Annotated in this window: 12 protein-coding genes; 7 read left to right on the top strand and 5 right to left on the bottom strand. The window is 43.5% G+C overall.

Translation table 11 applies throughout. The annotated features are described in order from the left end of the window. Complete coding sequence (locus tag AB6735_RS08125) at positions 1-2196, top strand: alpha-galactosidase (RefSeq protein ID WP_370995431.1); 2196 nt, start codon at positions 1-3, stop codon at positions 2194-2196. A 228-nt stretch (positions 2197-2424) separates the two neighbouring features. Here the strand turns inward: AB6735_RS08125 and AB6735_RS08120 are convergent, their stop codons facing one another. Then, positions 2425-2784, bottom strand: a complete 360-nt coding sequence (locus tag AB6735_RS08120) for a DUF1304 domain-containing protein (protein ID WP_370995430.1) — start codon at positions 2782-2784, stop codon at positions 2425-2427. A 351-nt stretch (positions 2785-3135) separates the two neighbouring features. On the opposite strand from AB6735_RS08120, the gene AB6735_RS08115 reads away from it, so the two are divergent. From AB6735_RS08115 to AB6735_RS08100, 4 genes are all read left to right on the top strand, one after another. Next, positions 3136-4752, top strand: coding sequence for a glycerol-3-phosphate dehydrogenase/oxidase (locus AB6735_RS08115; RefSeq protein WP_370995429.1), 1617 nt, complete (start codon positions 3136-3138; stop codon positions 4750-4752). A gap of 98 nt (positions 4753-4850) precedes the next feature. Then, the gene (gene glpK / locus AB6735_RS08110) at positions 4851-6356 is read left to right on the top strand and encodes a glycerol kinase GlpK (protein ID WP_370995428.1); all 1506 of its coding nucleotides are present in this window, start codon (positions 4851-4853) and stop codon (positions 6354-6356) included. Positions 6357-6392: 36 nt separating this feature from the next. Beyond that, positions 6393-7130, top strand: coding sequence for an MIP/aquaporin family protein (locus AB6735_RS08105; RefSeq protein ID WP_370995427.1), 738 nt, complete (start codon positions 6393-6395; stop codon positions 7128-7130). 40 nt (positions 7131-7170) lie between these two features. Beyond that, complete coding sequence (locus AB6735_RS08100; protein WP_370995426.1) at positions 7171-7953, top strand: hypothetical protein; 783 nt, start codon at positions 7171-7173, stop codon at positions 7951-7953. Positions 7954-7995: 42 nt separating this feature from the next. Here AB6735_RS08100 and AB6735_RS08095 read toward each other — a convergent pair whose 3' ends face one another. Beyond that, positions 7996-9027 carry a LacI family DNA-binding transcriptional regulator gene (locus AB6735_RS08095; RefSeq protein WP_370995425.1) on the bottom strand — a complete coding sequence of 344 codons (1032 nt, stop codon included), beginning with the start codon at positions 9025-9027 and terminating at the stop codon, positions 7996-7998. Positions 9028-9357: 330 nt separating this feature from the next. On the opposite strand from AB6735_RS08095, the gene AB6735_RS08090 reads away from it, so the two are divergent. Then, positions 9358-10785 carry a tagaturonate reductase gene (locus AB6735_RS08090; RefSeq protein WP_370995424.1) on the top strand — a complete coding sequence of 476 codons (1428 nt, stop codon included), beginning with the start codon at positions 9358-9360 and terminating at the stop codon, positions 10783-10785. A 28-nt stretch (positions 10786-10813) separates the two neighbouring features. Here AB6735_RS08090 and AB6735_RS08085 read toward each other — a convergent pair whose 3' ends face one another. Both AB6735_RS08085 and AB6735_RS08080 read right to left on the bottom strand, forming a co-directional pair. After that, the gene (locus tag AB6735_RS08085) at positions 10814-11692 is read right to left on the bottom strand and encodes a cyclase family protein (RefSeq protein ID WP_370995423.1); all 879 of its coding nucleotides are present in this window, start codon (positions 11690-11692) and stop codon (positions 10814-10816) included. Between the two features lie 408 nt (positions 11693-12100). Continuing rightward, positions 12101-13483: an MFS transporter gene (locus tag AB6735_RS08080; protein ID WP_370995422.1), complete on the bottom strand. Its 1383-nt coding sequence runs from the start codon at positions 13481-13483 to the stop codon at positions 12101-12103. A gap of 194 nt (positions 13484-13677) precedes the next feature. Between AB6735_RS08080 and AB6735_RS08075 the strand changes: the two genes are divergently transcribed. After that, a complete protein-coding gene (locus AB6735_RS08075; RefSeq protein WP_370995421.1) occupies positions 13678-15171 on the top strand; it encodes a flavin monoamine oxidase family protein in 1494 nt (497 codons plus the stop codon). A gap of 217 nt (positions 15172-15388) precedes the next feature. Here the strand turns inward: AB6735_RS08075 and AB6735_RS08070 are convergent, their stop codons facing one another. Beyond that, positions 15389-15775, bottom strand: coding sequence for a multidrug efflux SMR transporter (locus tag AB6735_RS08070; RefSeq protein ID WP_370995420.1), 387 nt, complete (start codon positions 15773-15775; stop codon positions 15389-15391).

Below are 15775 nucleotides of genomic sequence, written 5' to 3'. Positions count from 1 at the left end.
ATGATGAAGATATACTCCAATAACCATTTGAAATACGCATACGTCGTGATCATGATGTTCCTGGTGCTGACATGGTCGCGCGTTCCCGTTAACGCTCAAACAAAACCGCAGACCGATTGGCTGCTCAACCCAACCGCTTATAAGGCGGTGATCAAAGCTACAACCTCTGGCAGGGAGATCTCACTTAATAATGGTTTGGTTAAAAGAATCTTCAGGCTGAGCCCTAATTTGGTTTGTACCGATTATACCAACCTCATTAACGGGCAGCAATTGTTACGGTCGGTTAAGCCCGAGGCCCGTTTAACCATTAATGGCAAAACTTATAATGTAGGTGGGCTGATAGGGCAGAAAGAGAACGCTTATCTTTTGCCCGAGTGGATTGATCATTTCAGCGCCGGTAAAAATGATTTTCAGTTTAAGCGTTTCGAGATTAAAGTCCTCGTGTCCAGGCTTAACTGGAAAAGTAAGTTCTGGGCAAGCAATCATCAACAACCTGGTGGCCGGCAGATAGATTTTTACTATCAGTCCGGCGCGCCTGAGTTAGCGGGCCTGGAAGTTATCGTAAGTTACGAACTGTATGATGGATTACCACTGATTGTTAAATCGCTTAGTATAAAAAATAGTGGCGATCAGTCATTTAAGATCAACCGGGTGGTTAGCGAGGTGCTGGGTATGGTTGAAGAACAGAGCGCCGTGGTGGGTACGCCCGCCAATATGGCCAAGCCGCAAGGTATCTATCTCGAAACAAATTACGCCTTTAACAATGCCATGCGGTACGATCTGAGCGACCAAACCACGCACTGGGAAGCCGATTCAACCTATACCTCGCAGGTAAATTATGATTATCAGACCCCATGCCTGTTGGAGATTTACCCAGATAAAGCGCCTGGTATCGATCTGCAAAAAGGGGAGGTTTTTAACTCGGTACGTACCAATGAACTGCTGATGGATAGTTATGACAGGGAACGCCGTGGGCTGGCCATTCGTACCATGTACAATACCGTAGCTCCCTGGACAACCGCTAACCCCATATTTATGCACCTGGTGAGCCGCAATGATGAGGAGGTACGTACCGCGATAGACCAATGCGCGGCAATCGGGTACGAGGCCGTGATACTGAGTTTTGGCAGTCATTGTAATATGGAGGATACCTCTGCCGCAAATATCAAAAGATGGAAACAACTGGCTGCATACGCGCATAGTAAAGGGATTTTTATAGGCGGATATTCCCTGTTCAGCTCGCGCAGGATAAGTGATGCGGATGATGTGATCGACCCCAAAACGGGAAAACCTGGCGGTGCTTTCTTTGGCAATGCACCCTGTTTTGGCAGTAAATGGGGACTGGCTTACCGCGATAAGATAAAAACCTTTTATGCGCAAACAGATTTTGATATCTGGGAAAATGACGGCCCTTATCCCGGCGACGTATGCGCATCAACAACGCACCCAGGTCATAAAGGGCTGGATGATTCGCAATGGCGGCAAATGGAGATCCAAAAGGAGCTATACCATTCTCTGCACCAAAAAGGGGTATATATCAATGCGCCCGATTGGTATTTTTTAGATGGTACCAATAAAATAGCGATCGGCTATCGCGAAGTCAATTTCTCGCTCTCGCGGGAAGAGCAGATGATCCTGAACCGGCAGAATATTTTTGATGGTACCTGGGAAAAAACGGCGTCCATGAGCTGGGGGTTTGTACCGCTCACCAAATACCAGGGCGGCGGCCCGGAGGCTGTGTTAGAACCTTTGAAAGATCACCTGAAAGATTACGAACAATTGATGATCCAGTATTACGGGGCAGGGGTACAAGCCTGCTATCGTGGTCCGCGTTTATATGATACGGAGGTCACTAAGCAAACCGTCATCAAAGTAATTAACTGGTACAAAAAATACCGCGATATCCTCAACTCGCAGATCATCCACCTGCGCCGGGCTGATGGCCGCGATTGGGACGGCATATTGCACGTAAACCCGAATTTACAAACCAAAGGTATGCTGATGTTGTATAATCCGTTAAAGCAAGCTATCACTCGTACCATCAGTATTCCCTTGTATTATACAGGGCTAACCAGTACTGCTACCGTTCAGGAACAGGAGGGGCCTGTAAAGAAATACTCACTAAGCCGAGACTACAAAATAAACTGCACTTTTACCCTGAAACCCGAAAGTTACACCTGGGTACAGATCAGGTAAGGTTTTAGAAGCAAGGATTTTTGGAACAAGGAGCCAGGACGAAATATAAAAACCATGTCATATTTGATGGTCAATTATTTAATACTTTTTAAGCCTTTCAAAACCCACCATAATTTGTTAAAAAGTGTTAAAATGACGATAGAACTCCGTTAAATGGCCAAAAAGTAAATGTTTTGACCTTGTTTTTGAGCCGGAAAGTGTTAAAATTTAAGGTTTAAAAAGTTTTTCTTACCTGATCAGGATAAGAATGATGGCCAGCAAAGCAGGCACCGCCTGGATAAAGAATATCTTTTTGGTTACGGTAAGTGCCCCGTAAATTCCAGCCACGGCTATACAGATCAGGAAGAATAAGGCAACATTGGTATGCCAGCGGGCATCACTGATAAAAAATGTCCAGATCAAGCCCGCCGCTAAAAAACCATTGTATAAACCTTGGTTTGCGGCTAAAACTTTGCTCTTTTCCAATTCCTGTAGTGGTTTGTTAAAGGCTTTAGGTCCGCGTGTTGTCCAGGCGAACATTTCCAGCCATAATATATAGCAGTGTATAAGGGCTATCAGGCCAATAAGTATTTTGATAATAAGATCCATTGGTTTAATGATTTATGATAAATGTAGTGAAATGTGCGTAATATATTAAGTCTGGATTTCTGTTAGACCAATGCGCCTTGCATCTATTGAGTTAGGTGGTCAATTTGATTTATGATACGCTTCATTTTATTAAAATAAATTCTGATTCGTTTGTTCGTTTTGTTTCATTTTATTTCAATTGTATTTCAATTTGTAATGTTTTGATGAAAAATTTATTATAAAATGTAGTTTGTGTTCTCTTTTTGTGAAAAATTAATTATTAGTTAGTTTTGTTTTGTTTCTAATTGTTATTATTTATAATTTTGATATGTGAATCGAAACTGATTGATAAAATACAACAATATAAAGATCATGGTTGCAACTAACAGAAGCGATATTGTAAAATCCATAACCGATCCTAATAAAATTTGGGATGTGGTTATAGTAGGTGGTGGTGCCACCGGTTTAGGTGCCGCGGTTGATGCTGCCTCCAGGGGCTATAAAACATTGTTATTAGAACAGGCTGATTTTGCAAAAGGCACATCCAGTCGGAGCACTAAGCTGGTACACGGTGGTGTGCGCTATCTTGCCCAGGGTGATATTGGCCTGGTGCGTGAGGCCTTGCATGAACGCGGTCTGCTGCTTAAAAATGCACCTCACCTGGTAAAAAACGAATCATTTGTGATTCCGAACTATGAATGGTGGGGCGGGGCTTTTTATACTATCGGCTTAACCCTGTATGATCTGTTGGCCGGTAAGCTTGGATTTGGGCGTGCAAAACATATCTCCAAAAAAGAAGTGATCAGTAAGCTGCCTACCATCAATCAAAAAGGTTTACGGGGTGGTGTAGTATATCATGACGGCCAATTTGATGATTCACGACTTGCGGTTAACCTTGCTCAAACCGCGCTTGAACAGGGGGCTACCGTACTGAATTACTTTCGCGTGGTTAGCCTGATCAAAGATGATCAGCAGAAAATTGCCGGGGTAATTACTACTGACATGGAAACTGATCAAACCTATACCATTAAATGTAAAACGGTTATTAACGCCACAGGTGTATTTGTTGATGATCTGCTGCAGATGGATAAACCCGGCAAAAAGCCAATGGTTAGGCCAAGCCAGGGTGTGCATTTGGTACTCGACCGGTCGTTTATGCCAGGCGAGGATGCTATCATGATCCCTAAAACAGAAGATGGCCGGGTGCTATTTGCTGTTCCGTGGCATGATAAACTGGTAGTAGGTACAACAGATACCCCGCTCAATGAGCATAGCCTGGAACCACGGGCATTGGAAGAAGAGATAGACTTTATTATACGGACAGCTGAAAAATACCTGTCCAAAGCGCCAACACGCCATGATGTACTCAGTGTATTTGCCGGATTACGTCCACTGGCTGCCCCGGAAGGCGACTCATCCAAAACAAAGGAAATTTCCCGGAGCCATAAACTGCTGGTATCTGATTCTGGCCTGATCACGATTACTGGGGGTAAATGGACAACTTACCGCAGGATGGGAGAAGATACGATTAATAAAGCTATCGAGGTAGGTAAGCTGGATCCCAAACCAAGTATGACCAAAGATCTGTCGATACACGGTAGTAAGCTCAATGTAAACCGCGATGATCATTTATATGTGTATGGCAGCGATGAGAATGCTTTGCTGGCATTGGTAAATGAAAATGCGGAATGGGGCAAAAAAATGCATCCTGATATGCCTTATATCCAGGCAGAGGTGGTATGGGGAGTAAGACACGAGATGGCCCGCAATGTAGAAGATATTCTGGCGCGCCGGGTACGGTCATTATTTTTGAATGCCCGTGCGGCTATTGATATGGCCCCGCTTGTGGCCGGTCTAATAGCCAAAGAATTAAACAAAGATGCCGCCTGGGAGAAGGAGCAGGTAGCATCTTTTACCTTTTTAGCCAACGGCTACCTGCTTGAACCTTATCAAGCCTCACCTAAATCTTCTCCAAAAGAGAGGATGTAAATTGCTTTTTGAACCCTCTCCCGATAATTACCGGGGTGGAGAGGGTTAGGGGGAAGTTGAATAAATAACCAAATTAAAACCAGTGAAAAACGTAAATTATGGAAGATTACATTTTAGCATTAGACCAGGGAACTACCAGTTCAAGAGCTATCGTATTTGATCACAAGGGGCAAATTAAATCGGTTGCCCAAAAAGAATTTAAACAGATATTTCCGCAATCGGGTTGGGTTGAGCATGATCCGAACGAGATCTGGTCGACACAGGCCAGTGTAGCAGCAGAAGCCACCGTTAAGATGGGTATAAACGGTACCAATCTGAAAGCTATAGGCATCACTAATCAGCGTGAAACTACTATTGTATGGGATCGTAATACAGGCGAACCGGTATATAATGCCATTGTTTGGCAGGATCGCCGTACCGCTGCTTTTTGCGACAAATTAAAACATGATGGCCATGAGGATATGATCCGTTCCAAAACGGGACTGGTGATCGACGCTTATTTTTCCGGATCAAAGATCAGGTGGATACTGGACAATGTAGAAGGTGCCCGTGCAAAAGCCGAAAAAGGCGAACTGGCATTTGGTACTGTAGACAGCTGGCTGGTATGGAAATTTACCCGTGGCCATGTACACATTACTGATGTGACCAATGCTTGCCGAACCATGCTTTTCAATATCCAAACCCAGCAATGGGATGATGAACTCATCGCTTTATTGGATATACCTAAAAGTATGTTGCCAGAGGTAAAACAATCCAGTGAGGTATATGGCGAAACAGCAACAACTATTTTTGCATCCAAAGTTCCTATCGCTGGTATCGCGGGCGATCAGCATGCTGCGCTTTTTGGTCAGATGTGTATTGAGAAGGCCATGGTTAAAAATACCTATGGAACAGGCTGTTTTATGTTAATGAATATTGGCGATAAATTTATCGAATCAAAAAATAATCTGTTAACCACCATCGCCTGGAAAATTAACGGGAAGATCCAATACGCTTTTGAGGGCAGTATATTTATTGGTGGTGCGGTTGTACAATGGCTGCGCGATGGCTTGGGCATTATCAAAACATCTGCCGACGTAGAAAAATTGGCTTTGGCTGTTGAGGATACCCAGGGTGTATATTTTGTACCTGCCTTTGCCGGTCTGGGCGCACCTTACTGGAAACCCGATGTGCGTGGTACTATTGTAGGTTTGAGTAGGGGAAGTACTGCATCTCACATTGCACGTGCAGCGTTAGAATCAATAGCATATCAAACTATGGATGTATTAAAAGCGATGGAGGCTGATAGTGGGATGGAGATTAAAGAATTAAGGGTTGATGGTGGCGCTACAGCGAATGACCTGCTGATGCAGTTTCAATCAAACCTGCTTAATTGTAAAGTGATCAGGCCGAATGTGGTTGAAACAACAGCCCTGGGTGCCGCATATCTGGCAGGTTTGGCGGTTGGTTACTGGGAAAGCGTAGAGGAAATACAACAGCTGTGGAAATCAGAAAAGGAATTTACTCCCGAAGCTGATCTGCCTGCAATTAAACAAGGTATTAAAGGCTGGAAAAAAGCTATTCACGCTGCTCAATCCTGGACCGATGAACTGCCTGAGGCTTAATTAACTTGATTATTCACCATTAATTTTAATATCAATATGTCACCATTCATAGCTGAGTTGTTAGGCACCATGTTGCTTATACTTTTAGGCGATGGCGTAGTTGCCAACGTTGTTTTAAATGATACCAAAGGGAATAATAGCGGCTGGATAGTTATCACCACCGCATGGGGGCTGGCTGTTTTTGTAGGCGTAGTTGTTGCTGGGCCATACAGCGGGGCGCACTTAAATCCGGCAGTAACTATTGCCCTGGCCATAGCCGGTAAATTTGCCTGGGCCAGCGTGCCAATGTATATAGCAGCGCAGCTTTTAGGAGCCTGTATAGGTGCTTTTTTAGTGTGGCTGATGTATTACGACCACTTTCAGCGCACGGATAACCCAGGTGGGATATTAGCTGTTTTTTGCACCGGACCGGCAGTCCGTAACTATAAATCTAATATAGCAAGCGAGATCATTGGCGCATTTGTGCTGCTATTCACCATTTTTTATATCTCCGGTGCAGAGATAACACCCAGCAAAACGCCTGTTGGATTAGGATCGGTAGGGGCATTGCCTGTAGCTTTGTTGGTTTGGGTAATTGGTTTATCCCTTGGTGGTACCACAGGTTATGCCATTAATCCTGCCCGAGATCTGGGTCCACGCATTATGCACGCTATTTTACCCATTAAAAGCAAAGGTACCAGTGATTGGGCATATGCCTGGATACCTGTTATCGGCCCTGTTATTGGTGCCGCGATAGCTGCTTTTTTATACACCAGCCTGGCCATGAGCCATTAACATATAAACTAATTATTATTTCTTTTTAAAACCGAGTTTTATGAAAACGATTTATAAAGTTGGCCTTTTGGCCATACTTGGGCTATGCCTTTGTCTTCAAAGCAGGGCCCAGGATACCACAGCAAGGAAAAAAGACTCAGTTGTTGTAAAAAAATACCGTCCGTTTGATGTTAACTTACAGATAAGGTCATTGTATATATGGCGTGGGTTTAAGGTATCAAACGCTCCTATCACAGACGTAGATATGCATTATACCACCCGCGATGGCAGCTTTGCCGTTGGTTTTTGGGGTGGTGCCGGTTTTACTGGCGATTACAAAGAGTTTGACTATTACGTAAGCTATAAAGATAAAAAATCGGGTTTCAGTGCTTCTGTGTGGGATATCAACAACTTTACCAATTATCCCAATGCCGATCTGTTTAATTATAATAAAGCAAGCACATCGCACTTTATTGATGTTACCGTAGGTTATCAGTTTAAAGACTCGTTTCCGCTAAGTATCAATTGGAGTACTATTGTGCAGGGACGGGATACTTATGTAAAAAGCAATGGCGATTTAGGTAATGCCTATTCCAATTATGTGATACTGGATTACAGGCTATGGAAAGAGGATAATTCTGATGTGCACATTTTTGCAGCAGGCGCTTTCGCCTTTGGTCGCGATCAAAACTTTTACGGGTCAAAGCCCAATATTGTGAATGCAGGTTTAACGTTTAATAAAGATCTGGTACTTTTCAATTACCACATGCCGATTTCTGCGACAGCTATGTTTAGCCCGGAGCATAAATATGGCGCATTGCAATTAATTATCAATGCTTTTTAAGCGACTATAGGTCTGTTGAGGATGTTTTGCCAAACAATAAGCTTAACGGAGCTTTTGAGATGATGCCCGGGCTATCAGCTCGGTTTCTATCAGTTCCGTAGTAAATTCCTCAACAGGCCATTTGCTTTCAATGGTTTTGATCAGCATTTCGGTAGCCAGCTGACCTATTTGAAAGGCCGGTTGCCGTATTACAGTTAACGGCGGATCAAACAGCTCGGCCACATCAGAGTTGGTAAAGCCTGCAATGGCTATATCGTCAGGAACCTTAATCCCCAGCTTTTTGAGTATGTGCATACAGCTAATGGTAAGGCGGTCACTGGCAACAAAAATGGCTTCGGGGCGCTCTTCCATACTCAGTAGTTCTTTAATAGCAAATTCAACCTCGTCCTGTATCATACCGCCGTGATTACAGTGCTTTAAATAACCTGCTTTAAAATCAAGATTATGTTTGTCAAGGGCCGCCTTAAAACCACTAAACCTGTCCCTGCTGATCAGTAGGTTATTGGAACTGGTTAAATGGGCTATTTTTCTGAAACCTGTACTGATTAAGAGTTCGGCCGCATCAAATGATCCTTTAAAGTTATTGGCTATTATTTTGTGTGTGTGGACATCTGCCGCAACGCGATCAAAAAACACAATGGGAAACCCCTTTTCATGCAGATACTGGTATTGTGAAGTATCGGTTGTTTCGGCAGATAGGGAAACTAATAAACCATCCACATGTCGCGACAACAGGTGTTTTACATTGGTGCACTCGCGGTCAAATGACTCATGCGTTTGGGTTATAATAACATGGTACCCGCGATTGTAGGCGATTGATTCAATACCATTAATAGCCTGCGAAAAATAAGTATTGGCAACTTCACATACTACAACACCAATAGAGTGACTTTTTTGTTCTTTCAGGCTCAGCGCTATAGGATTTGGCCGGTAATTTACCTTTTCAGCGTACTCCAGCACCAATTTCTTGGTTTCTGCACCTATTTCGTAACTGCCATTTAAGGCCCTTGATACAGTTGATGTTGACAGGCCCAGGGCCTTTGCTATATCTTTAATGGTATAAGATTCAAACATAATTTAGCGCACTGGTGTTTCAAGGGCCAGCATGAACGTTGGTTTACAATAGGGATTCACTGTTACAAGGCTAAGTTAGTGTAAAATTACAGATCTCCCATGCCTGTTTGGGTACAATTGAACTCGTTAAGTTGTGCAAACGTTTCCGGGAACGTTTGCATGGTTTTAGTACGCCATATCTTTTTTTTATTACTTACTTGTACTTAACCTTGTTTGGTAATTGAGCTGTAATGCTTATTATCCCAATAACCATAAACCAACAAGAACCGATAAATCCATCTTTTTACTGAGTACATGATCCTATCGAGATATAATTTAAACAAAATTAATTTGCCTGTACCAGGCCTTCCTGACGGACAAATATTTGAATTGCCCGAAAAAGTGTTACAATTTGGCACCGGGGTACTTTTACGCGGTTTGCCCGATTATTTTATTGATAAAGCCAATTGTAAAGGTGTTTTTAACGGCAGGATAGTAGTTGTAAAATCAACCGACACAGGTTCGGCAACTGATTTTGATAAACAGGATGGTTTATACACTATCTATACAAAAGGTATTGAAAATGGACAAGAAATAGATAAACAGGTTATCTGCTCGGCTATTAGTCGTGTATTATCAGCCGCAATCGATTGGAACGCTATTTTGGAAATTGCCCAAAGCCCTCATTTACAGGTAATCATTTCAAATACCACAGAAGTTGGTATTAAACTTGTAAAAGAAGACATCAGCAAGCATCCTCCTGAATCCTATCCTGGAAAATTACTGGCCGTTTTATATAAACGATACCAGGCTTTTAATGGCAGTGCAGATAGCGGACTGGTCATTATTCCAACTGAGCTGATAACAGATAATGGTAAAAAATTAGAGTCGATTGTACTTGAACTGGCGCATCTGAATAAGCTGGAACCAGCGTTTATGGATTGGTTGGAAAGTCATAACCGTTTTTGCAATTCATTGGTTGATCGTATAGTACCCGGAAGGCCCGATAAGACACTAAACGATGAGCTGGAAGCAAAAAGTGGCTATACAGACAATCTGAGCATTATAGCAGAACCATATAGCCTATGGGCCATTGAAGGGGATGATCATATCAGGTCCGTATTGTCATTTCATGAGGTTGATGAAAGTGTTGTTATAACGTCTGATATTGAATTATTCAGAGAGCTTAAACTGCGTTTGCTGAACGGAACGCATACTTTAAGCTGTGCCTGGGCCATTTTGCAGGGTTTTACTACGGTGAAAGAAGCCATGAGTAATGAATCTTTTATAAGTTTCATCACCCCATTGATGTTTAAGGAGATATTGCCTGTCATTCCGTATAAAGTCGATGAAAACATAGCGACCGATTTTGCCGGCAAAGTGCTTGATAGGTTTCGTAATCCGTACATCAGGCATGAATGGTTGAGTATTTCGGTACAATACACCACTAAGATCAAAATGAGGGTGATCCCTTTATTATTGAATCACTATAAACTACATCATACTGTTCCTGAACATATGGTACTTGGTTTTGCTGCCTTTATCCGCTTTATGCAGGTTAAATCAACTAACGATGGTCATTATACCGGAATAATAAACAACCGGGAGTATCAAGTTACCGACAGTTTTGCCGGGTATTTTGCCACGGTTTGGGCAAATGTAGAAACTCATATAGCCATACACCAGATTTTGACAAATACCGAACTTTGGGATACCGATCTTACCATTTTACCTGGATTCAAGGATGCAGTAATTGAACGGTTTAACAGTTTCAAATAAGTTAAGGTCTATAGGTTAATTGTTGCCTTTAAAAGCTGGCATAAGCCCTTACCGGGAATGTGCCAGCTCCCTTAAATTTTGGAGGTACAGCGTTAAATTTGTAGCCGCTCTCGGGTAATTTATCCAGGTTGCATAAATGCTCGGATATCAGGATTTCGGCTCCCAGTAAAATGGTATGCACCGGTCGACTTTTACCCTGGGTGTCATCAATGTTATGGCTATCTATACCCACCAGTTTTACGTTGCACTCTTTTAAATATTCGGCTGCATCGGCTGTAAGATAGGGGTGTTTTTCAAAGTATTGTGTTGTGTTCCAGTGTCTTGCCCAGCCGGTATAAACCAATACAGCTTTATTCCTGATCTCTTTACCGGTAAAATAACTTTTGCCAATTTCGGTTGCGTTTTCAGCATTGATGGTGATAGCATCAAGATCTGCAAACCGTTCCAGTTCTATTTCAGATAGATCTTTACCATGCTCAAAACGGTGAAAAGGACAATCGATATAGGTACCCGTATTGGTCACCATTTCTATTTTTCCTATTTGGAATTCTGTTCCCGGTTCATAGTTGGCTTTGGATTGTTCCCGGCTCAGGTAATCGCAAATAATGGGCGAAGGCAGGCCTTTATAGGTTACCAGGCCATCGAAAATGGTGTGACTCAGGTCGATATATTTGTCATCAGGCTTAATATTAACCGGCTGACGCTTGTGTTTTTCTTCGATGTAATATTTGTTCAGGATATCAACCTTGCCTACCATAAGCAGCTGCATATCGTTTACTATATAGTCGGCCAGCTCCTGGTCGCTGATAGTATCGCCGGCAATATCCAGCCGGAAATCCTGACCCTGTATGCCGCCGCCATTGGTGAAGGAAATATCGAAATCAAAAACTACTCTTTTATCGGGCATGGTGATTCGCTTGCGTTTGGTGATCGGATGAATATGGTGGAAAAAAACTTTTTAAACCTTTAATTTTAACAATTTTTAGTCAAAAGCAGGATAAAAAGGCTTTGTTTTTATGCGTTTTAACTAAGCTTTAACGCCATTTTAACACTTTTTAACAAATTTTTTGCATGTTTTAAAAAGTTTAAAAAGTATTAAATGATTGATTGTTAAATAGCCGAATTCATAATGGTCTGTTTTGGGTCCTGCTTCTGTCTTAATAAAACAGCCCTGGTGTCTTTTTATAAGACACCAGGGCTGGTATGGACATAAAGATACGAAATTTTGGGTAGAATATCAATCCATAAAATCAAGTCATGCCGAACAACAGTGAAACAAGTTCAGGATGGCCTACTATTAAAAAGCTCTCTAATCTTACTTACTTATCTTCAAATACCTATAAATCAATAAAAGGATACAAAATATACCCGCGGCCGAAATAATGGAACTCACCGTTATGGCATGCACTATAGCCCTGGGGCCGCCATTGGTCATGGCCCCAAATACAGCTACACCCATGGCGCCTGCTGCCTGCCGGGTGGTATTTAGTACAGCAGATGCCGTGCCCGATCGTGTTTTAGCCACGGTGGATAAGATACCTGTGGTCATGGCGGGTACGGCGAGTCCCATACCCATTGGGATGATAACAAAAGGAATAAACAATTGCCAGTAGGGTGTATGGGCATGGGCAATGAGCAGGCCTGCATAACCAATGGCGCCGATAGTAAGCCCGGTGATGATGGGCATACGTGTACCATATTTGGCCATAAGTTTGCCGCTGATAAGGTTGGAGATGATAAACCCGGCAGTAAGCGGTAAAAAAGCCAATCCCGCGGTAAGCGAAGGGTAATTAAGCACATTTTGAAGATAAAGGCTCAGCACAAACACGGTTCCGTAATAAGTGGCATTCAATACAATACCCTGTAATACCAGTACATTAAAAACTGGCGACTTAAACAAATCAAGCGGCAGGATAGGGGACCTGGCTTTTCTTTCTATCTGCAGAAAAATGATGAACATGATGGCGCTGAATATCAACGCGCCGTAAATAACAGGATTATTAAAACCGAGGTGGTGCAGTTCGATAATAGCGGCAATAAGCGCGGTAAGAGCCAGCATCCAGGTAAACTGACCGGGAATATCAAAGCCTTTATTGGCGTGTTTTTCGCTTTCGGTGAGTTTAATGCTTAACAATATGCCAATCAAACAAATAGGAACGTTCACAAAAAATATCATTCGCCAGTTGCTTAGGTGCATCAGCAGGCCGCCCAAGATTGGGCCTGCGGCTATGGATACACCACCAGCGGCCGTCCACCAGGCTACGGCCTTGCTGCGCTGGGTGGCTTCATGGGCAAAGCTTTGGTTTAGGATAGATAAGGAACTGGGGATCATGGCTGCCGCGCCAACGCCCTGCAATACCCGGAAAACGATCAAACTAAAAGGACTCCAGGCGAAGCCACAACCGGCAGATGCTATGCCAAATACCAATAAGCCAAACTGGAAAAGCCTTTTTGAACCCAGCAGGTCGCTCATGCCGCCGGCCGAAAGCATCAGCACCGCGAAAGCGATGGTATAGGCATCAACTATCCATTGCAGCGCGCTGATATCGGCCTTAAACGAGGTGGATATTTGCGGCAGCGCGATGTTTACGATGGATACATCCAACTGCGATACTACAAATGCCAGGCTGGTGGTACCCACTATAAAAATAAATGGTGATTTTGTTGGGTATCCCTTTCTTATTGCCGTCTCTTCCATGATAGATGTATTTGACTTACAACGCAAAGATACCGCCTGCCAAAGCAATACAGTTCGGTTTTAAATGAAATATGAAATTCATATTGAATATGAATAAATTTTTTTATTGCTTTTTATAAAGCCTTTTGCATAATATATTTAGCTAAATTTCCTATCAGGTTAAGCATTTTATCGGATACCATAAAAACAAAAGAATGACTAACATTAAAAGAAGGGTGTTTATCAAAAACACGCTGATGACCGGTGCCGGCGCTGTTATTGGTCCACAGATCATCAGGGCGGCAGAAGTAGGCAGCGCAAAACCGGCCGAAAAGCCAATAATAGCAAGTGGTAAAAAAGTTATTGTGGCAGGCGCGGGCATAACTGGACTTTGTTGCGCCTATGAGCTGATGAAGGCCGGGCATGAAGTGGTTGTACTGGAGGCCAGCGGTCGGTATGGCGGCCATGTATTTACCGGACGCGATGGTTTATCAGATGGCCTGTATGCCGATTTCGGGGCCGACCATATCACCAAGCCGGGCTACGAGCGTTTTTTTGAATATGTGGATGAATTTAAGCTCAAGGCCATCCCTTATCCGCATGCCGAGGGTTCTGAGGCCGCGCCGGATAACCATACCTTAAAAATGATAGGCGGTAAATTTTATACGCCCGAAATGATGAAGGACCCTACGGTGCTGGCCAAATTCGGGTTTAATGAAAAGGAGATCAAATTTCTGGCAGAAAATCCGATGTATGCCCTGAGCGATTTCTACCTGAAACCATACCTCGATAAATTTACCGATCCATATAATCCCTTTGGCGTTGGTTATGATGATTATGACCAGATGCCCATTGCCCAGATCTATAAAAAAGAAGGTGCTTCACCTGGTGCACTCAGGTTTTTGGGCGGAAGCACTACCAATGCCCTGTACGCGTTGTGGCGATCTGCCATTATGAAATCACGGGGCAACCCTCCATCAGAAGGGGATACTTATCACTTGAAAGACGGTAATGAGCAGCTGCCGATCGCTTTTGCCAAACGCCTGGGTGCAAGGGTTAAACTCAATCATCCGGTTACAGCCATTAAACACGATGCCACGGGTGTAACGGTATCCTACAAAGCCTACGGTACAGCCCAGATCCGGGAAATGAAAGCCGATTTCCTGGTGAATTGTATCACCTTGCCGATTTTTAAAAATATTCCGGTTAGTCCACCCTTGTCACCGGCCAAGCAATATGTGGTTAACCGCATGGGTTATTCTTCGCATCCTTTTTATGTGTTCGAGGCCAGTTCCAAATTCTGGCTCGACGATGGCTTTAAAACCATCAATATGGAATTTGAGCACCCTGATATTTCATCCATATGGGAAGAAACCAATGAGGTAGATACCCAGCGGGTGATCCTGAAAGCCTTTGGTCCGGGAGGCATCTCGCCCGAGCGTGTTCTGGCTGCTTTCCGGGCAGTTTATCCGGGTAAGCATGATACAATAGAACAGGCTTTAACGTTCGACTGGACAAAGGATAGGTTTGCCCCGGCCTGCGAAATGCAGCCCTTCCCGATAGGTACCATGCGCAAATTCTGGCCGCAGGTGATGCTGCCCGAAGGACGCATATATTTTGCAGGTACTTATGCCGATAACATGAGCCGGGGGATGGAGTCCTGCATCCGTTCGGCACAGCGAGTGGCGCAGGAAATTGGCAAGGTGTGAGTTTACAATTTGGGTTAAAGACCGGTCATGGTTTGACAAGCTCACCATGACACCCAATTAACGTTAAGAACTAAAAAACAATCATGTCATACGAGCGATAGCGTGTCAATCTCCTCGCGTTTATACATACGACGAGATTGCTTCATCGTTCCTTCTCGCAATGACATGGTTTTTATTTTTTGTCTTTGATCCTTACTCCCAAAATCCGTCCAATCCCCTACGGTACCTGGTTGATATGCGAAACTGAGAATTTTAAGCCCATAATACCGATCATGATGAGGGAGATAAAGAAAAGTTCTGTCCAGGTGATGGTTTTGTTGAAGAAGGCCATTTCGGCTATTTTGATAAATACCAGTGTAGCGGCGGTCCAGATGGCGTATGCGGTGGCTGTAGAGAGCTCTTTGATGGCCAGGGAGAAGAAGTATACATTACACACACCAAACAGGATATAGCCCAGCAATGGCGCCAATAGCGGGAAGCTTACATCAACCCGGTAAAAGTTTTGCCAGGTGAGCAGTTTAAGGTCGCTTAGTTTAAAGTACTTGACCGAAAACGTCCACGCGGTTTCAAATACTGCTGCTATGATGATATATATCCAGGCCAA

Source organism: Mucilaginibacter sp. RCC_168, from assembly GCF_041355315.1.
Lineage (GTDB): Bacteria > Bacteroidota > Bacteroidia > Sphingobacteriales > Sphingobacteriaceae > Mucilaginibacter.
The sequence above is the reverse complement of the archived record's forward strand: the minus strand, read 5'-3'. Positions and strand labels throughout refer to the sequence as shown.